The organism is Parahaliea mediterranea (assembly GCF_017255185.1).
Lineage (GTDB): Bacteria > Pseudomonadota > Gammaproteobacteria > Pseudomonadales > Halieaceae > JAFKCZ01.
Map to the genome: position 1 here is coordinate 112454 of NZ_JAFKCZ010000011.1, position 19873 is coordinate 132326.

Here is a 19873-nt window from a genome sequence, read left to right on the forward strand (position 1 = left end):
AGCACCTGTCACGCGGCTATGCGATTACAGACACAGTTTATGTTATTTTGGACAAACGAAATCCTCATTGCCAATTGCCATGTATACCGCCGTCGCCGTGCTCTACCCCGATGCCCTCGCCACCAGCGTCACCCTGCCAATGGAAATCCTGCAGGCGGCGAGCCAGCTGGCCAGCGTGAGCGAGCGCGGACGGCCACAGGTGCGCTTCCTGCTTGCCGGGCCGGACACCGCCCCCATGAGCCTGGCCTCGGGCATCGTGTTGCAGCCCACGGTGCGCTACCGGGAACTACCGCCGCCGGACCTGATCCTGCTGCCCGCCATCTGGCGCAACCCCCGCCCCACCCTGCTCGCCGCGGGGCCGTGGCTGGGGCTGCTCGCCGATGCCGCCGCCAGGGGCACCCGCATCTGCACGGTGGGCACCGCCAGCGCGCTGCTGGCGGAGACCGGCCTGCTGGACGGGCGGCCGGCCACCACGCACTGGAACTACTTCAGGCAATTCAGGCGCCGCTATCCGAAAGTCCAGCTCAAGACCCGGCACCTGATCACCCAGAGCGACAACCTCTACTGCGTGGGCAGCGTGAATTCCATCGCCGACCTCATGGTGCACATCGTCGAGGGCTGGTTCGGCACCCGCGTCGCGCGGGCCGTGGAGCAGCAGTTTTCCCCGGAAATCCGCCAGTCCTTCCGCGCCGCCGCCTACCAGGGCGGCGCGGGCAACGCGCACCACGACGAGACCGTGCTACAGGCCCAGCAGTACCTGCAGGAGCGGCTGACCGACGGCTGCAATCTCGGCGAGCTGGCCCGGCGGCTGGGCATCAGCCCGCGCACCCTGAACCGGCGATTTCGCGAGGCCACCGGGCTCGGCCCCCAGCAATACCTCAACAACCTGCGCCTGGGCACCGCCCGGGACCTGCTGCGGCGCAGCAACCTCAGCGTCAGCGAAATCAGCTGGCAGGTGGGCCTGCAGGACGTGAGCTACTTCTCCCGCCTGTTCCGCCGGCACCACGGCGTCAACCCCATACGCTACCGGGAGGCCGCCCGGGGCAAGCTGTTCGACCCCCGGGACGCCGAGTCGACATGACGTCCAAAGCCCCCCCTGTAGGGTCGAATTCATTCGACCAACACCCACCGGCGCGACCAGATAAACGCGCCCCCACAGGGGCCCGGCTTGTGCCCAATCGGGCTCTGTGGCTAAATGTCCGCCCATTTTCCCGGTGGGGCGCCCCCGCGCCGCACCCTACACCCACCTCAACGACCGGAATCGAGCCATGAGCAATGAAGCAGTAGTCATCGTCGCTGGCGCCCGCACGCCGATGGGCGGCCTGCAGGGCAGCCTGTCTGAAGTCACCGCCCCCGAACTGGGCGCCACCGCCATTGCCGAGGCCCTGTCGCGCAGCGGCGTCGATGCCGCCGATATCGACGAGGTCTTCATGGGCTGCGTCCTGCCCGCCGGCCTCAAGCAGGGACCGGCGCGCCAGGCGGCCATCGGCGCCGGCATCCCCAAGTCCGCTGGCGCGGTTACCCTGAACAAACTCTGCGGTAGCGGCATGCAGGCCACCATCTTCGGCTACGACAGCATCCTCGCCGGCACCAACAAGGTGGTGGTGACCGGCGGCATGGAAAGCATGACCAACGCGCCCCACGTACTGCCCGGCGCCCGCGGCGGCCTGCGCACCGGCCACAAGACCATCTACGACCACATGTTCCTCGACGGGCTGGAAGACGCCTACACCGGCCGCGCCATGGGCAGCTTCGCCCAGCAGACCGCCAACGAGCGCGGCCTGACCCGGGAGCAGATGGACGCCTTCGCCATCGAGTCCCTGACCCGCGCCAAGCGCGCCATCGATGACGGCTCCCTGAAAGCCGAAACCGCTCCGGTCACGGTGAAAACCCGCAAGGGCGAGACCGTGGTGGTGGACGACGAGCAGCCCCACAAGGCAGCCCTGGACAAGATCCCCAACCTGCGCCCGGCCTTCGACAAGGAAGGCACCATTACCGCCGCCAACTCCAGCTCCATTTCCGACGGCGGCAGCGCCCTGGTGCTGATGGCCGAGAGCGAAGCCGAGCGCCGGGGCCTCAAGCCCATGGCCCGCATCGTGGCTCACGCGCGCCACAGCCAGGAGCCTGCGGAATTCACCATCGCCCCGATCGGCGCGATGAACAAGCTGTTCGAGAAAACCGGCTGGAGCAGCGACGACGTCGACCTGTTCGAGATCAACGAGGCCTTCGCCATGGTCACCATGCTGGCCATGCAGGAGCTCGGCCTGGATCACGACAAGGTCAACATCCACGGCGGCGCCTGCGCCCAGGGCCACCCGATCGGCTCCACCGGCTCGCGCATCATCGTCAGCCTGATGTACGCCCTGCAGAAATACGGCAAGCAGCGCGGCGTCGCGGCCCTGTGCATCGGCGGCGGCGAAGCCACCGCGGTAGCCATCGAGCTGCTATAAAAAGGGGTCAGAACCCTTTTTCTGCGTAAAAGCAGGGGTCAGGTTCCCTAAAAAGGGGTCAGAACCCTTTTTCTGCGTAAAAGCAGGGGTCAGGTTCCCGGTAAAAGGGCTCTGACCCCTTTTTGGTTGATAACTGAAGGCGGCACCAGCTCATGGCACTCAGCAGCATTCCCGATATCCTCGACGACATCCGCGCGGGCAAGATGGTCATCCTCATGGACGACGAGGACCGCGAGAACGAGGGCGACCTGATCATCGCCGCCGAGGCGGTGACGCCGGAAGTGATCACCTTCTTCTCCAGCGAGGCCTGCGGCCTGATCTGCATGCCCATCACCGAGGAGCGGGCCCGGCGCCTGCAATTGCCGCTGATGGTGCGCGACAACCGTTCGCAGCACGAGACCAACTTCACCGTGTCCATCGACGCCGCCGAGCGCAAGGGCCCGGGGATCAGTTCGGTACAGCGCGCTCATACCGTGCGCCAGGCGGTGGCGCCCAACGCCGGCCCCGCGGACATTGTGCAACCGGGCCACATCTTCCCGCTGGTGGCCAAGGCCGGCGGCGTGCTGCGCCGCGCCGGCCACACCGAGGCCGGGGTAGACCTGGCGCGCATGGCCGGTTACGAGCCCGCGGCGCTGATCGTGGAAATCATGAACGAAGACGGCACCATGGCCCGCCGTCCGCAGCTGGAAGAGTTCGCGCAAAAACACAACCTGCGCATGGGCACCATCGCCGACCTGATCGAGTACCGCGCCCTGCACGAGCAATCGGTGGAGCTGTGCGACAGCAAGGCCGTGTCCACGGAGTTCGGCGAGTTCCAACTCCACACCTTCCTCGACCTGGTGGACGACACCGTGCACTACGCCATGACCCTCGGCGATATCGATGAAGGCCGGGACTGCCTGGTACGGGTCCAGACCATCAACACCCTGCGGGACACCCTCGCCACCCGCATCGATGGCGATCCCGGCTGGTCCTATCGCGGGGCAATGCAGAAGGTCGCGGAAGAAGGCGTCGGCGCGGTGATCCTGATTGGCCAGCCCAGCAGCGCCGAGCAGCAACTCGCCGAGGTACGCCAGTTCCCCGAACCGCCAAGCATCACCGGCGGCACCCACGCCGACGGCACCCAGAACTACCGGGTGATCGGCACCGGCGCCCAGATTCTCAAGCGTCTCGGCGTGGGCAAAATGCGCCTGATGTCGTCACCGGTACACTTCAACGCCCTGTCCGGTTTCAACCTGGAAGTCACTGAATTTATCCAGCCCTAGTGGACCTGGAAAAACCTCGCAAGGCTTTCCCAGGCCCTCTTTGCGGCGCATGCCCGCAAAGAGGGCCGCTAAAAATCCATCGCCACGTAACCAATGATGCAGGTTGTTGTTCAACAACCTGCTAGAACTCCTTGCGCCGCAAACCGCATCGCAGTCGCCGCCACCGACAGCCATATTGTGATGTAAAGCCCGCAATACGACAAAAATCCAAATGGTTTATTTACGCCATTTCCGCACCGTGCTAGTGTCCCATGCTCACTTAGATTGTGAGGATCCCACCTTGCGCAAGCTCCTTGTCCTTGCCGCGACTTTAGCCTCTGGATTTGCGATAGCCCAAAGCCTGCCAGTGTTCGGCCTGGCAACGTTTGGGCATGCCACATTCGGCGCGGCGGTACCCGCGACAGCGGTTCCGGCGATGCCGCTATGGGCGCTGTCCCTTATGGCCACCGCCCTCTGGGGCTGCGCCTACGCAGTGAAGCCAACAACCAAAAAAACCAACTAGCCAAGAGACATTCTCATGCGATATGTAATTCCGCTATCGATGGCGATCAGCTTTGCCGCGAGTGCCGCCTCCAATGTGCCCCACACCTTTCAGGACGGGGATGTCATATCCGCCGATAAATTCAACGACAACTTCCAGGCTCTGAAGAATGCAATAGACGCGGTACCGCAAGGCGCTACGGGTCCAGCTGGTCCAACTGGCCCAACGGGACCACAAGGGCCGGCTGGAGCAGATGGCCTGGACGGTGCGCAGGGCGCTCCGGGTCCAACGGGTGCACAGGGTCCGGCGGGCGCGCCGGGTGCACCGGGTGCGCAGGGTCCGGCGGGCGCTCAAGGCCCAGCCGGCGCACAGGGTCCAGCGGGCGCGCAAGGCCCTGCAGGCGCACAGGGACCAACAGGCCCAACGGGCCCTGCTGGTGAGTCTACCTCTTCTTTTGGGGCCGGCACCGCGGGTTCGATAGTCATTAGCAGTGACACCAACTGGAACAGCGTCGCGCCGACCAACGGAGACTACCAGTTCGAAAACCTGACCATTGATCCCGGCGTGCTTCTAACCGTACCCAGCGGAACAGTGATCCGGTGTTCCGGGACATTTACCAATAACGGCACAATCCTGGTGCTGGAAGGCATGCCGGGCGAACGATGGGCGGGTAATCCCGACCCTTTTCCGTCCCTTGCCGGTAACGCGATGACACCCGCCCAAAAAGGCGGGGGGCTGGCTTTCCCGGCTTCGCGGCTGCGCCATGTCCTCGACCCCGGGCCATTTGGTGGCGGCAATGGCGCGCAAGGAAATGGCAGCCCGAACAATGATGGAGGCGCCGGCGGCGGCTCTCTCGTCATTCGCGCCGGGGGCTCTTTCGTCAATGCCGGCACCATTTTGGCCCCGGGCGGCAATGGCTCCCCGGGGGATGGCAGCGGCAGTGACGATGGCGGCGGCGGTGGCGGTGGCGGCTTCCTCATTTTCGCATCGGAGACAGGTATCACCAATACAGGCACCATCGACGTTTCGGGTGGGGACGGCGCCGACGGCGACCCGGGCGAATGCGGCGGCGGTGGCGGCGGTGGCGGCGTCATCCACTTGCTCTCGCCCAATGCCAATGCCGTGGGCGGAACAGCCCTGCTCTCGGGAGGGGCGCCGGGAACGACCGTCTGCACCAACAGCGGCGCCCCCGCCGGCGGTGCGATGGGTGGCAACGGTGGCGCGGCGTCCGACGACTCGCTTGCAGCGAGCGCGGGCTCGAATGGCCTGGTGTTAAGAACCCAGACGTCTTCTCCCGGCAGCCTTTTTTAATCGGCAACTCACCAAGCGCGGCGCTCCCCGACTGTCCTGGCGGGGCGCGCCGCGCATCGTCTCCGTCGAAGCTCACAGCGAAACCCGCGGCACGACCTGCAGGCCCATCACCAAGGCGCGAGGCCGCCACCTGCATCTGCCGCGAATGGCGCAACAACCGTTCGCAGCATAAAACCAACTTCACCGTGTCCATTGACGTGACCAATGTTCACCAGTGCACTTCAATGCGCTGTAGGACTTCAATTTCAAGGTAACGGAGTTCGTCCGGCCCCGGCGGGACGAACTCACACTTCCCTACTCCTCGATCGACTGCCGCCGCAATTCCTGGGCGTCCCGGTCCGCCTCGCAGAAGGGCATGTCGATCCAGCCCGATTGGGAGTACAGCGCCGTGGCGTCGGCGTAGTGGTCGGAGGCCGGATCGGTGGACTGGGAGTAAGTGAGTACCGCGTAGGCGTCGGGGCAATCGCTCTCGTCCCAGGTCACCGCCTGGATATAGCTGTTGCCGGTGAAGATGTCCGAGTAGCCCTCCCCCTCGACCAGCGGCGAATAGATGGCGCTGAACATAAAGCCGCCGGAGCCGCCGTGGATGCCGTAGCGCTCGCCGTTTTTCTCGTCGTACTGCACCTCGCCCCAGGGGCGATCCAGGGGGATACCGGCATCGGCCAGGCGCGTGGTGGCCATGACCAGTGAATGCAACACGGCATCCACCACCTCCGCCTCGGCGATATTGAGCTCCCGCGGGGTATTCACCGGGTCGGCCGGGTTGAAGGGCACCGCCCACCGGTTGGGCGTGCCGCCAAAGTCACGCCAGAACTCGTAAAAGATGTGCCCGCCGACGCTATCCACCTGGTAGCGCCGGTCCCAGGCCGCGAGCACGTCACAGGCCTCCGCGGCCAGCGCAACACCCTCGCCCCCGGCCTCGCCGTAGGCCGACCAGTCCTCCACGCCCTGGCACAGGGCCACCACGTCGTCGGCGATCAACTGCGCGGTGTAGTTGGTGGCCTGGTACAGCAGCGTGCGCAGGTTGTCGATATTGAAACCCGGCTCGCCCAGGTCGTCGGTGCCCGCCAGGCGCCGCTCGGCCTGGTCGAAGGTCTGGCGGGTGCGCAGGCTCTGCTCCACTTCCTCGGTGCCGATCAGCGGCGAGAAGCCGGTCAACAGCCTGTCCGGGTTGGCCAGCCAATAGCTGTCGTTGGCGTTGGCGCCGTACTCGCGGGTCTCCAGCTTGGGCAGGCTGTCGTAGCCGAAAATACCCTCGGCGGTGTCCGGGTCGGAACCCCACTCGCAGGTGGCGTCGCTGCCGTCCAGGGTGGGGTAGCCGAAATCGGTAAGCAGGGTCTGCAGGGTGCCGCGAATGCAATTGTTGTACTGGTTGACGCTCACATGGGGCACCACCGAGATATCGCCGTAGAAAGCGTCGCCGAAGCGGTCGGCGGCGATGGTGTTCACCCAGGGAATGCCGAGTGAGCGCAGCGCCTGCTTGAACTCGCCGAGGTCGGCGGCCATGCCCATGTCCACCCACTGGCCGATGCCGCGCAGGTTGTCGAGGTTGGCGTCGCGGTAGGTCAGCAGGGTGCCGACGGCGTTGGGCCAGCCGGCCAGTACCGGCGACACGGTCCCCAGATCGATAATGGGGCCGAAGTGAGACAGATAGAAAGTGTGTTCCACGGTCTCCACGCTGCCGTCGTCGCGCGGGCGCTCGGCGGACACGGTGCGGGACTCGATCTCGCGGAACTCGCCGTCGTAGAGGTACTCCATGGCGTTGTCCGGATTCAGCTCCAGCTCATAGAACGTAAAGCGGTCGCCGGTGCTCACGGTGTGGCTCCAGGCCACGCTCCGGTTGAAGCCGATGGTGATGATGGGCAAGCCCGCCAGGGTGGCTCCCATCACGTCGTAGTCATCGCCCATGGTCTGGTGCGACATGAACCAGCGCAGGTTGCCCTGCCAGGGAAAGTGCGGGTTGCCGAGCAGCAGCCCGGAATTGCCCTGGGCCCCCTGCTCGCCCACCGCGTAGGCGTTGCTGCCCATGACCTCGGAGGTCGGCATGTTGAGGCCGCGCACCACCGTGTCCCTGTCCATCGCCGCGAGCAATTCCTCGGGGGGCGCCGGGTTCTCCAGGTTGAGCGCCATGCTCTCGGGGGCCCGCACCGCGGTCGAGAAATTCGCCAGCGGCCCGGAGCTGCCGCGCAACACGGCCTTGTGCATCAGCCGCGCCACGTCCGCGGCCTCGATGTCGCGCACCCACTCGGCGCCGCGACAGCCCTCCTCGCCCTCGGCCAGGTTGTCGACCCCGGTCTCGGCGAGGTAGCGGTTCATCCCGGCGGCGTAGCCCTGCGCGATCTCGATGGCGTAGTCCGGCGCGGTGTCGAAGAAGATCCGCTGGATGCGCTCGTCGTCGTTGTACAGCTTGTACACGAAGTCCTCGTTGAGATTGCCCTCGTCACCCAGGTAGCGCGCCGACTCGCCCGCCGCGCGCACGAACTCCTTCATCGCCACGCAATAGTTTTCCTGGGCGTAGGCATAGCCGTAGCCGTAGCCCAAACCGCCCCAGTCGTCGGCGGTGATGTGCGGAATGCCGTATTCCGTCCACACAATGTCCGCCTGGTAGCTGGGCGTCGGTTCGGGTGTCGGCGGCGGCTCTGGCGGGGTCACGCTGCCGCCCTTGTCGGAGGAGTCCGAACAGGCGAGTAACAGGGAGGAGCACAACAGCAGGCTGCAGAGGCGCGGGGCCGCGCCCGGATTGAACTGGGCCATGGTAGATCCTTATGCTTATGATTATATGCGCGCGGTATCCTGCGCGTTGACGTCGACTACAACGACAGTGCACGAAGCATGGCACGCCGCCGCGGGGGAGTCCAGCGAGGGGCTTTCAGGCTGTTTTCAGTTTCCCTTGGCAGGGCCGAAGCGCGGTTCGCGCTTCTCCAGCAGGGCGGTGACCGCCTCGATGTTATCCGCCGATCCCGCCTGGCGGTACATGGCCTCCCGCTCGACGACAAACGCGGCCTCGATGGCGGCGCGGTGGGGCAGGCGCAGGCAGCGCTTGATCTCGCGCAGGGCGCTCACCGGCCAGCGGGCAATCGCCTCGGCCCGCGCCAGCGCCCTATCCAGCAACTGTTCATCGGGCACCCGCTCCAGGGCGACCCCCAGCTCCACCGCGCGCGCGGCGTCGATCCAGTCCGCGGTGTAAAACAGTTCCGCGGCCCGCTGGGCGCCGATATTGGCCTGCAGCATGTAACTGCTCGCCCACTCGGGCGGCAGGGCCAGGGCGGCAAAGGGCAGGCGCAGGCGCAGACTGTCGCCGGCGTAGACCATGTCGGCGTGAAACAGCACGGTGGCGCCGCCGCCCACCGCGACACCGTGTGCCGCGGCCAGCAGCGGTTTGTCGAAGTCCGCCACCGCGCGGGCAGCGGACTCGAAGGGATGCTCTTCGTCGCCATGGGTATCGGTAAAACTCGACAGGTCCACCCCGGCACTGAAGTTATCCCCCGCCCCGGTCAGCAGCACACAGCGCACCCCGTCATCCTCGGCGGCCTCGCGGAAGGCCTCGCGAATAGCGACCCACAGCGGGTTGTCGATGGCGTTTTTCTTCTCGGGGCGATTGAGGGTCAGTTGCAACACGCCCCCGTGGTTTTCGCGCAACAGGCGGTCGGTCATTTCATATTCCGTCGTGAAAAGTCACCACCTCGTCCAGCACTGCGCGCGTGGTGCGACAGCGGTTGGCGGCATCGTCCGGGTCGGGGTAGCCAAAAGAGATGCCGAACAACAGCTTGTTGGCGTCGTCGATACCGAGCTGTTCGCGCACCGGCCCAGCCATAAAGCTGAGGGCGGTCTGGGGGCAGCTGCCCAGGCCATGTGCGGTCAGCGACAGCATCAGAGTCTGGGCGAACATGCCCACGTCCGCCGCTTCCCGCAGCCCAAAGGGTTCCGGCAGGAACACAAAGGCCACGTGGGGCGCGTCGAAAAAGGTAAAGTTGCGCATGAACACCTGCTGCCGCCGCGCCTTGTCTTCCCGCGCAATGTCATGGGCGTCGTACAACGCCTTGGCGGCGCCGTACTGGCGTTCCTTGTAGATACCGTCGTACTGACCGTCGTAGGGAAAGTCCATGGAAAACTCGCCGGCGGCAAACCTCGCCGGCAGGGTTTCCCGCAGGGCCGCGAGCGCGGCCCCTGAAGCGACGTGCACCACCCAGGGCTGGGTATTGCAGTTGCTGGGCGCGCGGGCGGCGTCGGTGAATACCGCGTGCAGGATTTCGCGCGGCACGGGGTCGGGCAGGAAGGCGCGCAGGGAACGGCGCTCGGCCGCCACCGCGCTGAAGGCGCGGGCCAGGTCAGTCATATCGGGCTCTCTGTAACAGGTGGCTTTGGTGTACACAGCGGCACATTATGCGCGGCGCGCCGCGGCGGTGCCAGCGAACGGCCACCGCCGCTAGCGGCCACTGAAGTGGGCGGGGCGCTTTTCCTTGAACGCGCGCATCCCCTCCCTGGCGTCCTCCGAGGCGAACACCGGGCCGGCCAGTTCATCGGAGGCGAGCATCGCCGCGTCCTCGGGCATGCACTCCTGGTGCTCGCGCAGGGAGCGGGTTACCGCCCGCACCGCCAGCGGGCCGTTGTCGCAGATGCGGCGGGCCACGTCGCGGGCGGCGGCCAGGGCCTCGCCGGGTGGCACCACCCGGTTGATCAGGCCGTAGTCGAGGGCGCGCCGGGCGCTCATGTGCTCGCCGCACAGCAGCATCTCGGCGGCGATACAGTAGGGAATCTGCCGCCGCAGGCGCACCGTCGACCCGCCCATCGGGTACAGGCCGCGGGCCACCTCGGTAACCCCGAACACCGCGTTCTCGGCGGCGATGCGGATATCGGTGCCCTGCAGGATCTCGGTGCCGCCGGCCAGGGCGAAGCCCTCCACCGCGAGCACAATCGGCTTGCAGGGGCGATCGTCGCGCAGCAGGGCCTGCCAGTGCAGGTTGGGCACCTCGGCCATCACCTGCAGGAATTCGTCGTTGGCCCGCTGCCCGTCGGGCCCCGCCTTGAGGTCCATGCCCGCACAAAAAGTATCGCCGTTGGCGCTGAGGATCGCGCAGTACAGCTCCTCGTCCTCGTCCAGCCGCCGCCAGGCGCGGTACATGCCCAGCAACATGGCCGGGGTAAAGGCGTTCTTGGCTTCCGGCCGGTTCAGGGTGACAAACAGCACGTGTCCCTCCTGCTCGACAATGCAGTTGTCAGTGCTGATATCCAGTGCCTTCATCGCGCGCTTCCTCGTCGTTGTATCCTGCAATTACTCACGAAGCCCGGTGCTCCCCGGACAGCGCCAGCTCCAGCGCTCGCGGATAGAGCGGCTTGCCGCTGGGCGCCCGCGGCACCTCGCTTACCAGGTGCAGTTCGCGGGGCACTTTGTAGCCGGCGATGTGCTCCCGCGCCACCGCTTGCAGCGAGGCCAGGTTCAGCGCGGCGCCGGAACGGGCGGCAACCACCGCGGTCACCTTGCTGCCGAGGCGCTCGTCCGGGGTGGCAACCACCAGGCAGTCAAACACCGCCGGGTGGGACTTGAGCGCCTGTTCCACCTCTTCCGGGTAGATTTTCTCGCCGCCGGAGTTGATGCAATTGGAGCCGCGGCCGTAAACAGTGATGCTGTCGTCCTCCTCCAGCCGCGCCTCGTCGCCCAGCAACAGCCAGGTTTGGCCGTCGACATCGATAAAGGTCTTCGCGGTTTTTTCCGGATCGTTGTAGTAGCCCACGGGGATATACCCGCTGCGCGAGAAGACCCCCGTCTCCCCCGGGCGCGCGTGCCGCCACTGTCCACCCTCCTCCACCAGCACCGACATAAAGTCGCTGCGCTGGACATTGCCCAGCCCCTGGCCGCGCTTGCCGCCGCCATCGAGGCCCATGCTGCCGCTCTCGGAGGAACCGAAGGAATTGGTGATGAAGGCATTGGGGAAATAGGCCTTGAAGGCATCCTGCTTGCTCTCGGAAAACACCGCCCCACCCGAGCCGATATTGAAGATCGGGCTGAGGTCCCAACGCCCCGGGTTGGCGTCCAGGGATTCGAGCAGGGGTATTGCCATGGCGTCCCCGACGATAGTCACCGAGTTGACCTTCTCCTTCTCGGCGATGTCCCAGACCTCCTCGCCGACCAGGGAGTGAGCCGGATTCAGCACCACGGTGTTGCCCGCCAGCAACTGGATACAGGCGTACCACCAGCAGGCGCCATGCATGAGAGGCGCCAGCGCCATGCCCACAATCGAGAAATCACCCACCCGGGATGCAATCTGCTCCGGCTCGGTGATGGCACCGTCGGGGTGATACCAGCCACCGCCGCCCATGGCGGCGAAAAACACCGATTTGTGCGGCCACATGACGCCCTTGGGCATGCCGGTGGTGCCGCCGGTGTAGAGGATGAACAGGTCCTCGTCGGCGCGCTCGGGAAAGTCCCGGGCCTCGCTCTGGTTCGCCAGCGCCGACTCATAGGCCTGGCTGCCGATCGTGTTCGGGTCGGCGCCGCTGTCGTCGTCAACATACACCAGGGTCTTCAGCAGCGGGGAGGCTTCGATAACCTCGGCGATGTGCGGCGCGAATTCGCGGTGGTAAATGCAGGCCACCATGTCGGCATTGTTGAAGATGTACTCCAGTTCCTCGCGCACGTAACGGTAGTTGACGTTGATCGGCACGGCGCGGAGCTTGAAACAGGCCAGCATACCCTCGAGGTACTCGTTGCAGTTGAACAGGTAGAGGCCGACGTGGTCGCCCGCCCCCACTCCCCTGGCCGCCAGGTAGTGGGCCAGTTGATTGGCGCGGCGTTCCAGCTGGATGTAGGTGGCGCGCTGGTCGCCACAGACCAGCGCGTCGCGGGTGGGAACCTTGTCCGCGACCATTTCGTACAGGTCGGCGATGTTGAAATGCCTGCTCATAGTTCGATCCTTGGCTCACTGCTACATACTGGCCGGCGGGCCCGCCCCGTCCAGACGGGCGCCGTGTCGGAAAACGACGATTCAGGGCTTGTCGGCGCCCACGATCCACATGGCGAAGAACTGCGCGCCGCCGCCATAGGCGTGGCCCATGGCGAGCTTCGCCCCCGCCACCTGGTGCGCGCCGGCATCGCCGCGCACCTGGCGCGCGGCCTCGGCGAAGCGAATCATGCCCGAGGCGCCGATGGGGTTGGAGGACAGCACGCCGCCGGAGGGATTCCAGGGAATATCGCCGCCCTCGTCGAGGGAGGTGGCGCCGTCCATGGTCAGCCGCCAGCCCTGCCCCTCCTCGGCGAAGCCCAGGTTTTCCAGCCACATGGGCTCGTACCAGCTGAAGGGCACGTAGATTTCGGCACAGTTCAGCTGGCGACGGGGGTCGCTAATCCCCGCCTGCCGGTACACGTCCGCCGCGCAGTCGCGCCCGGCCCGCGGATTGACCTCGTCCCGCCCGGCGTACAGGGTGGGCTCCGAGCGCATGGCGCCGCCGCGTATCCAGGCCGGGGGCTTGGCGCTGCTGTCCACCGCGTCCTCCGCGGCGATCACCATGGCGCAGGCGCCGTCCGAGGAGGGACAGGCCTCGAGCAGGCGGATCGGGTCCCACAACATCATCGACTCCTCCACCTCGGCCATGGTGATATCCGGCTTGTGCAGGTGGGCCAGTGGATTGCGGGCGCCGTGCAGGCGGTCCTTGACCGCCACCTTGATACCCACGTCGTAGGGCGCCTTCGAACGGCGCATGTACTCGCGGATGATCGGCGCGAAGTAACCCCCGGCCCCGGCGTTGAGGTGCACCGAGAAGGGCTGTGGCGTGGACAGGGCCCACATGGCGTTGGATTCCGACTGTTTCTCGAAGGTCACCGTGAGCACCCGGCGGAAAGTCCCGCTCTGCACGTGGGACGCCGCCACCAGGGCGGTGGAGCCCCCCACCGAGCCCGCGGTGTGCACCCGCAGCATGGGCTTGCCGTTGGCGCCCAGGGCATCGCTCAGGTAGCACTCGGGCATCACCACGCCCTCGAACATGTCCGGCGCCTTGCCGATCACCACCGCGTCGATGTCGTCGAAACCCAGCCCCGCGTCTTCCAGCGCCGCCACCGCGGCCTCGCGCAGCAGGCCGGCGATGGAAACATCGCCCCGTTTGGTTTTGTACTTGGTCTGCCCGGTACCGATTACCGCTGCCAGTTGTGCCATTACGCTGCCTCCAGAACCGCGACCAGGTTGTGTTGCAGGCAGGGCCCGCTGGTGGCGTGGGCCACCCCCCGCCCCGCCTCGCCCTCGACGATGCGCCGGAACACCTCGCCCACCCGGGACAGCCCGGAGGCCATCATCAGGTTGCCCGCCAACACGCCGCCACTGGGATTGATCGCGGTGGACTCACCCAGCGCGAGGGCGCGGCTGAGTATGATTTCCTGGTGACTGAAGGGCGCGTACAACTCGGCCACGTCCACCGCGCCATCGGCCACCCCGGCGGCCGCCGCGGCCCGGCGCGTCGACACCGAATCGCAGAGGTCGCGCAAACCCAGGTTGTGGCTCTCGATGCGGTGGTCGATGCCGGTGATCCGCGCGTAGGGCTTGCCCCACCGCTCGGCCTGCTCCACGGTGGCGATGATCATCGCCGCCGCGCCGTCGGACACCGGGCAGCAGTCGTGGCGCCGCAGCGGCGACACGTAGGTTTCCTCCGCCAGCAATTCCTCCACCGAGACCTCGCCGGCCAGCTGCGCCCGCGGGTTGCCCAGGGCGTTGCGGCGCGAGCGGGCCACCACCGCGGCCATGTCCGCCTCGGTGATCGCCCCCTTGTCCAGCATCAGGCGGGCCTGCAGCGCGGCCAGCGACACGGTGTCCACCCACAGCGGCGCCAGGTAGTAGGGGTCGAGTTGCTGGGACAGCACGATCGGCAGCTCCCCCGGGGAGGACTTGGCAAAACCGTAGATCAGCGCCGAGTCTGCGTGCCCCATGCGGATCTTGAGGATCGATTCATACAGGGCCCAGGCGGCATCCATCTCCACATGGGACTCGCGGATCGGCGGCACCGCGCCCAGGGCATCCACCCCCGCGACAAAGGCAAAGGCCGCGCCCTGGAGGTAATCGCAGCTGCCGGAACAGACGAAATCGACATCCTGGGCGTTGTGCAGGCCCACCTGGTCGAACACCTGCCGCAGCACCGGCATGATCAGCTCCACCTCATTGCTGGCGCCGGCGCTGGCCAGGCAATCCGACTGGTGGTAGGCGACGACGGCGATATCCCTCATGCGCCCGCCCCCCAGCCGCTCACCGGCAGCTTGCCGATCTGCGCCACCGGCACATCGGGCTCGTCGATCGGCTTGAAATACTGGATATTGTCCATGCTGTAATCCCACTCGCTGGCGTCTTTCCACACCGCCCGCACCCGCTGGCCGATGTGCACCTCGTCGTTCACACAGTCGCTCAACAGGTGAATGAAGGAGATATTGGCGCCGTCGGGCACCAGGTTGGCCACGATGTAGGGGGGCTCGATGGGGTTGCCCGGAATGGGGATGTAGACAATGGTGAAGGACTGCACCGTGGCCTTGTCGGACAGCACCACCTCTTCCTCGGTGGCGATACCGCAGGCCGGGCAGGCGCCGCGCGGCGGGATATAGACCTGGCTGCAGCCGGGGCAGCGCTGCCCGGTCAGCTGCCCGGCCTTCAATCGCTGCAGGAAACGCGCCGGGGCGCGCCCGGCGGTAAATTGGTACTGCAGGTAGATCGGCGCCTCGATGCCGGTAACCGCGTCGTCGCTCATGAAGCGCCTCCCTCGACCAGTTCAAAACAACGAATGTCGCTGATGTGACCCCGGGGTTCGTCGACCCAGCTCGCCCGCACCCGCGCGCCGGTGACCAGGTCCTGCTCGCTGTCGGCGGCGATGCAGTGAACCATCGGCACGTCGGCGCCGTCGAGGCGGATCATGCCCCAGGCGAAGGGGCGCTCGAAGGGATGCGCCGCGCGGGGTTCGGACACCCAGCACCAGCTCACCAACTCGCCCTCCTGGCCGACTTCGACGAAGTCCTCCAACGCCGCGGCGGTGTCGGGATCGTATTCCATGGGCGGCACGATGACCCGCCCGTCGCTGGCGCGCACGCCCTCGATGCGCCGCTCCCGCAGGCCGGTGAGAAAGCGGCCGACCACCGGGCCGGTGGAGCGCGTGTAGGTAAAGCCCAGTTCGAAGTCCTGGGTGAGTGGATCCGCTGGCGACATGGCCGCCCTCCCCTGCGCGTTGTTAAGACATTATGCAGGCAGTATCGTGCAGCGACCGCGGGCCCTCAATGACGCAAAGCGACAGGGGAGGCTGACTTTTCAGATCACCGGCATGGCCGGATGCCATCGCTCAGGGCTGCGGGGGGATGCACCAGTCCACCGGGGTCTCACCGCGGTTTTGGAGGTAATCGTTGGCGGCGCGGAAGTGGCCGCAACCGAAAAAGCCCCGGTGGGCGCTCAATGGGGATGGATGGGGCGCCTTGAGCACACAGTGCCGGGCGGTGTCGATCATCGCGCCCTTGCGCTGGGCGTAGCTGCCCCAGAGCAGAAACACCACGCCCTCGCGCTCGCGGTTCACCAATTCGACGACGCGATCGGTGAACTGCTCCCAGCCCTTGCCCTGGTGGGACGCGGCGCGGGCGCACTCCACCGACAGCACGCTGTTGAGCAACAGTACCCCCTGGTCGGCCCAGCGCGTCAGGTAGCCGTGGTCGGGGATGGGGCAGCCGAGTTCGGCGTGAATTTCCTTGTAGATGTTTTTCAGCGAGGGCGGCACCGCCACCCCCGGGCGGACCGAAAAGCACAGCCCGTGGGCCTGGCCCTCGCCGTGGTAGGGGTCCTGCCCCAGGATCACCACCTTGACCCTATCCAGCGGGGTGTGGTCGAAGGCGCTGAAGATCTCGTCCCCCGGGGGGAAAACGCGCTTGCCGGCGCGCTTTTCCCGGCGCAGGAAGTCGCCCAGTTGGCGCATGTAGGGCTGCTCGAACTCGCTCCCCAGATGCGCCAGCCAGGAGGCTTCGAGCTGCACCGCGCGTTGCGAATCCACCATCAGTTGCACGCCGCCAGCGGTATGACCTGCTCGAGAGGGGCCGGCCTACCGGGGTCCGGCCTACCGGGGGCCGGCCTACCGGAGTCCGGTGCCTCGGCTGCCAGGCTGCCGGCCTCCCCCGCCAGGCGCTTGTCGCGCTGCCACTTGCCGGCGCTCTCGTTGTCCACCGCCAACAGGTCGCCGGCGTTGCGCGCCGCCTCGCGACGCTCCGCGCTGACCTCGCCGTAGAGCGTGTTGCGCTGCCGCGGCCGGCGCCCGACGGCGCGAATGCGGGCCTCCATCACCGGCGGCGACCACTCCTGGCCGTGGCTGGAGCCCGCGGCCCGGGTAATGCTCTCGTTCATCAAGGTGCCGCCGAGATCGTTGGCCCCCGCACCCAGGCAGGCGGCGACGCCGTCGGCGCCCATCTTCACCCAGGAGGTCTGGATATTGTCGATCAAACCGTTGAACACCAGGCGGGCCACCGCGTGCATCAGCACCGCCTCGCGGAAACTGGGGCCCCGGCGCGCCTGGCCCCGCAGGTACATCGGCGCCTCCATGTGCACGAAAGGCAGCGGTACGAATTCGGTAAAGCCCCCGCCGCGCTCCTGCAGGCGGCGAATTTCCAGCAGGTGGCGGGCCCAGTGACGCGGGCGGTCGATATGGCCGTACATCACGGTGGCGGTGGTCTTGAAACCCACCCGGTGAGCGGCGGCCATGACCTCGAGCCACTGGGCCGTATCGAGCTTGTCCGGGCACAGCACCGCGCGCACCTCGTCGTGCAGGACTTCCGCCGCGGTGCCCGGCAGGGTGTGCAGGCCGGCGGCCCGCAACTGGCGCAGGAAGGCCTCCGGGGACAGCCCCAGGGTGGCGGCGCCCTGCCACACTTCCAGCGGCGAAAACGCGTGGATGTGCATGTCCGGGGTGGCCGCGCGCACCGTGTGCAGGATGTCGAGGTAGGTCTGGCCGCTGTAGTCGGGGTGAATGCCGCCCTGCATGCACACCTCGGTGGCGCCGCGCTCCCAGGCCTCGCGGCAGCGGCGGGCGATTTCCTCGCCGCTGATGTCGTAGGGGCGGCCGCGCAGGTCCTCGTGCTGCTTGCCCTTGGAAAAGGCGCAGAACTGGCACTTGAAGTAGCACACGTTGGTGTAGTTGATATTGCGGTTGACCACATAGCTCACGGTGTCGCCGCAGCGCTGTTCGCGCAGCCGGTCGGCGGCGCGCACCACCTGGCCGAACTCGTCGCCACGGGCCTCGAACAGGCGCGCGATATCCGCTTCCGCCAGGGGCTCGCCCGCGTCACAGGCGGACAGAATGCGCCCCAGGTCCGCGGACACGGGCCCCAACTCGCGCTGCCTGTCCAGCAGGCGCGCGTCCTCGGCGGGTACCGGCGCTTCCTCCCCCGGGGCCCAATTGTCGCGGCGGGCAAACCCACCGCTGTCGGACTGGCGCAGCACCGGCCCGCGCAGGGCCGGGTCCAGCCAGCGCGGCGCCTCGCAGGCGTAGGCCGGGTAGATGGTCAGGCGCTGCTCCAGGTACTTGCCCGCGGCGCGGGTCTCGGCGGCGAGGCGGTCGAGGTGCGGCCAGGGGGCCTCGGGATTGACGTAGTCCGGGGTCAGCGGCGACACCCCGCCCCAGTCATTGATACCCGCCGCCACCAGTTGCGGCAGCACCCCCGGGCTGAGGTTCGGCGGCGCCTGGATGTTCATCTGCGGCCCGAACAGCAGGCGCGCCGCGGCGATGGTCCACAGCAGGTCCTCGAGGTCGGGTTCCGGGGCGGCCGCCATCAGCGTGCCCGGCTTGGCACGGAAGTTCTGCACGATGACTTCCTGCAGGTGGCCGTGGCGCAGGTGCAGCCGTCGCAGGGCCAGCAGGGACTCGATGCGCTCGCGCCGGGTCTCGCCGATGCCGATCAGGATACCCGAGGTAAAGGGCACCGCCGCCCGGCCCGCCAGCTCCAGGGTCTCCAGGCGCCGCGCCGGCTGTTTGTCCGGCGAACCGTAGTGGGGCATGCCCTTTTCACACAGGCGTTCGGAAGCCGACTCCAGCATGATGCCCATCGAGGCGCTGACCTCGCGCAGGGCGGCAATCTCGTCGGCGTCCATGCAGCCGGCGTTGATGTGGGGCAGCAGGCTGGTTTCGCGCAGGATGGCCGCGGCCACCGCCCGCACGTACTCCAGGGTGGTGCTAAAACCCATGTCGGCCAGGGCCTCGCGCGCGGCGCTGTAGCGCAGCTCGGGTTTTTCCCCGAGGGTGAGCAGGGCTTCCTGGCAGCCCATGGCCTCGGCCCGGCGACACTGCTCCAGCACCTCGTCGATCGCCATATAGGGGCTGTCGACTTTCTTCGGGGTGCGAGCGAAGGTGCAGTAGTGGCAGACATCGCGGCACAGGTGGGTCAGGGGCAGGAACAGCTTGCGCGAGTAAGTGATGACGTTGCGGTGCCCCCGGTCCCGCAATTCGCCGGCCAGGGCCGCCATCGCCGCGGTATCGTCGCAGTCGGCCAGCGCCAGGGCGCGCTCTTCAGAGGGCGCTCGCCCCTCCCGCCAGGCCTCGCCCACGGCCACCAGCACATCGCGCCCCCCCGGGGCGGCCCCCCGCAAGCGCGCGTTAGTCATGACACTGCCCCATGATTGTTTCCAGCCCCCATGTTGTTGTCGCTCTCCAGCCCGGCGAGTGCCAGCCGCAGCCGCGGCGCCAATCCGGGTTGCCCCAACACCGCCCGGGTCGCCGCGCCCAGGGCGCCCTCGCAACCGTCGTTTGCCGGGGTCATCAACAGTTCCGCCACATCCGCGGGGGTATCCACGTCCCGGGCAATGCCCGATCGTTGCAAAACCCGCACCGCCTGGCCAGTCCGCCGCGCTGCGGCGACATGCCTGGCACAACTATCGACACCAAAGTGAAAGTCGGGCGTCCCTTCGGCCCCGAACAGCAGCAGGTTGGTGCCCCGCCCCGCCCGGTCGGTCCCCACCAGCAGCCCGCCGGCGGCAGCCTGTTGCGCCAGCGCCGCGTCCAGGTCGGCGGCGGACAGCCAGGGCAGGTCGGCGTGCAGGATCATGACCCGCTCTCCGGTGGCGGCCATTGCCGTGGCGGCCTCCCCCGGGGCGGCCACCCGCGCACAGGCCGCGGCCAGCACCGCATTGAGGCCGCGGCAGCCCAGGGAGCGCTCGGCACAGTGTTCGGCGCCGTAGCGCCGTGCCAGCAGGGTTGCGGCGGGATCGTCGGACAACAGGGTGATGTGCTGTATGCCCGGATGCTCCGCCAGCACCGCCAGCACATCCTCCGCCATGGCCTGCATCAGCGCGCGCCGCTCGGAGGGCGCCAGAATTCCCGCCAGCCGGGTTTTGGCGGCGACCAGGTCCTTCAGCGGCAGCAGGGCCCGGGTCACCATC

At 67.3% G+C, this 19873-nt stretch carries 16 protein-coding genes; 4 read left to right on the plus strand and 12 right to left on the minus strand.

The genetic code is table 11. The annotated features are described in order from the left end of the window. Positions 1-67: 67 nt before the first annotated feature. The 4 genes from JYP50_RS15505 (at position 68) to JYP50_RS22020 (ending at position 5507) form a co-directional block, all read left to right on the plus strand. Positions 68-1081 carry a GlxA family transcriptional regulator gene (locus JYP50_RS15505; protein ID WP_241263192.1) on the plus strand — a complete coding sequence of 338 codons (1014 nt, stop codon included), beginning with the start codon at positions 68-70 and terminating at the stop codon, positions 1079-1081. A 187-nt stretch (positions 1082-1268) separates the two neighbouring features. Next, the gene (locus JYP50_RS15510; RefSeq protein WP_206561458.1) at positions 1269-2450 is read left to right on the plus strand and encodes an acetyl-CoA C-acyltransferase; all 1182 of its coding nucleotides are present in this window, start codon (positions 1269-1271) and stop codon (positions 2448-2450) included. Between the two features lie 152 nt (positions 2451-2602). Beyond that, complete coding sequence (ribB, locus tag JYP50_RS15515) at positions 2603-3715, plus strand: 3,4-dihydroxy-2-butanone-4-phosphate synthase (protein WP_206561459.1); 1113 nt, start codon at positions 2603-2605, stop codon at positions 3713-3715. A gap of 1117 nt (positions 3716-4832) precedes the next feature. After that, the gene (locus JYP50_RS22020; RefSeq protein WP_277602498.1) at positions 4833-5507 is read left to right on the plus strand and encodes a hypothetical protein; all 675 of its coding nucleotides are present in this window, start codon (positions 4833-4835) and stop codon (positions 5505-5507) included. A gap of 294 nt (positions 5508-5801) precedes the next feature. Here the strand turns inward: JYP50_RS22020 and JYP50_RS15525 are convergent, their stop codons facing one another. The 12 genes from JYP50_RS15525 to cofC all read right to left on the minus strand — a co-directional run bounded on the left by JYP50_RS15525 (position 5802) and on the right by cofC (position 19872). Further along, positions 5802-8261 carry a penicillin acylase family protein gene (locus tag JYP50_RS15525; protein ID WP_206561461.1) on the minus strand — a complete coding sequence of 820 codons (2460 nt, stop codon included), beginning with the start codon at positions 8259-8261 and terminating at the stop codon, positions 5802-5804. 126 nt (positions 8262-8387) lie between these two features. Continuing rightward, a complete protein-coding gene (locus JYP50_RS15530; RefSeq protein ID WP_206561462.1) occupies positions 8388-9161 on the minus strand; it encodes an enoyl-CoA hydratase/isomerase family protein in 774 nt (257 codons plus the stop codon). Between the two features lies 1 nt (position 9162). Next, positions 9163-9843: a nitroreductase gene (locus JYP50_RS15535; protein ID WP_206561463.1), complete on the minus strand. Its 681-nt coding sequence runs from the start codon at positions 9841-9843 to the stop codon at positions 9163-9165. A 90-nt stretch (positions 9844-9933) separates the two neighbouring features. Continuing rightward, positions 9934-10749, minus strand: coding sequence for a crotonase/enoyl-CoA hydratase family protein (locus JYP50_RS15540; RefSeq protein WP_206561464.1), 816 nt, complete (start codon positions 10747-10749; stop codon positions 9934-9936). A gap of 34 nt (positions 10750-10783) precedes the next feature. Continuing rightward, positions 10784-12409 carry an acyl-CoA synthetase gene (locus tag JYP50_RS15545; protein WP_206561465.1) on the minus strand — a complete coding sequence of 542 codons (1626 nt, stop codon included), beginning with the start codon at positions 12407-12409 and terminating at the stop codon, positions 10784-10786. 81 nt (positions 12410-12490) lie between these two features. After that, on the minus strand, positions 12491-13654 hold the full coding sequence (locus JYP50_RS15550; protein WP_206561466.1) for a thiolase domain-containing protein: 1164 nt from the start codon (positions 13652-13654) through the stop codon (positions 12491-12493). Next, positions 13654-14712: a lipid-transfer protein gene (locus tag JYP50_RS15555; RefSeq protein ID WP_206561467.1), complete on the minus strand. Its 1059-nt coding sequence runs from the start codon at positions 14710-14712 to the stop codon at positions 13654-13656. Before JYP50_RS15555 ends, JYP50_RS15550 begins: the two co-directional genes overlap by 1 nt. Continuing rightward, positions 14709-15224, minus strand: a complete 516-nt coding sequence (locus JYP50_RS15560; RefSeq protein ID WP_206561468.1) for a Zn-ribbon domain-containing OB-fold protein — start codon at positions 15222-15224, stop codon at positions 14709-14711. Before JYP50_RS15560 ends, JYP50_RS15555 begins: the two co-directional genes overlap by 4 nt. Next, complete coding sequence (locus tag JYP50_RS15565) at positions 15221-15676, minus strand: Zn-ribbon domain-containing OB-fold protein (protein WP_206561469.1); 456 nt, start codon at positions 15674-15676, stop codon at positions 15221-15223. Before JYP50_RS15565 ends, JYP50_RS15560 begins: the two co-directional genes overlap by 4 nt. A 130-nt stretch (positions 15677-15806) precedes the next feature. Then, positions 15807-16505 (minus strand): uracil-DNA glycosylase, encoded by a 699-nt coding sequence (gene ung, locus JYP50_RS15570; RefSeq protein ID WP_206561470.1) that lies wholly within the window; start codon positions 16503-16505, stop codon positions 15807-15809. Next, a complete protein-coding gene (gene cofH, locus JYP50_RS15575) occupies positions 16505-19099 on the minus strand; it encodes a 5-amino-6-(D-ribitylamino)uracil--L-tyrosine 4-hydroxyphenyl transferase CofH (protein WP_206561471.1) in 2595 nt (864 codons plus the stop codon). The genes ung and cofH overlap by 1 nt, the downstream gene beginning before the upstream one ends. Next, positions 19096-19872, minus strand: coding sequence for a 2-phospho-L-lactate guanylyltransferase (gene cofC / locus JYP50_RS15580; protein ID WP_206561472.1), 777 nt, complete (start codon positions 19870-19872; stop codon positions 19096-19098). Before cofC ends, cofH begins: the two co-directional genes overlap by 4 nt. Position 19873: the final 1 nt, after the last annotated feature.

Excerpts from the sequence above, each read along its gene's own strand:
- JYP50_RS15510 (WP_206561458.1), top strand. The coding sequence starts at position 1,269 with ATGAGCAATGAAGCAGTAGTCATCGTCGCTGGCGCCCGCACGCCGATG.
- ribB (WP_206561459.1), top strand. The coding sequence starts at position 2,603 with ATGGCACTCAGCAGCATTCCCGATATCCTCGACGACATCCGCGCGGGC.
- JYP50_RS15525 (WP_206561461.1), bottom strand. The coding sequence starts at position 8,261 with ATGGCCCAGTTCAATCCGGGCGCGGCCCCGCGCCTCTGCAGCCTGCTG.
- JYP50_RS15530 (WP_206561462.1), bottom strand. The coding sequence starts at position 9,161 with ATGACCGACCGCCTGTTGCGCGAAAACCACGGGGGCGTGTTGCAACTG.
- JYP50_RS15535 (WP_206561463.1), bottom strand. The coding sequence starts at position 9,843 with ATGACTGACCTGGCCCGCGCCTTCAGCGCGGTGGCGGCCGAGCGCCGT.
- JYP50_RS15540 (WP_206561464.1), bottom strand. The coding sequence starts at position 10,749 with ATGAAGGCACTGGATATCAGCACTGACAACTGCATTGTCGAGCAGGAG.
- JYP50_RS15545 (WP_206561465.1), bottom strand. The coding sequence starts at position 12,409 with ATGAGCAGGCATTTCAACATCGCCGACCTGTACGAAATGGTCGCGGAC.
- JYP50_RS15550 (WP_206561466.1), bottom strand. The coding sequence starts at position 13,654 with ATGGCACAACTGGCAGCGGTAATCGGTACCGGGCAGACCAAGTACAAA.
- JYP50_RS15555 (WP_206561467.1), bottom strand. The coding sequence starts at position 14,712 with ATGAGGGATATCGCCGTCGTCGCCTACCACCAGTCGGATTGCCTGGCC.
- JYP50_RS15560 (WP_206561468.1), bottom strand. The coding sequence starts at position 15,224 with ATGAGCGACGACGCGGTTACCGGCATCGAGGCGCCGATCTACCTGCAG.
- JYP50_RS15565 (WP_206561469.1), bottom strand. The coding sequence starts at position 15,676 with ATGTCGCCAGCGGATCCACTCACCCAGGACTTCGAACTGGGCTTTACC.
- ung (WP_206561470.1), bottom strand. The coding sequence starts at position 16,505 with ATGGTGGATTCGCAACGCGCGGTGCAGCTCGAAGCCTCCTGGCTGGCG.
- cofH (WP_206561471.1), bottom strand. The coding sequence starts at position 19,099 with ATGACTAACGCGCGCTTGCGGGGGGCCGCCCCGGGGGGGCGCGATGTG.
- cofC (WP_206561472.1), bottom strand. The coding sequence starts at position 19,872 with ATGGTGACCCGGGCCCTGCTGCCGCTGAAGGACCTGGTCGCCGCCAAA.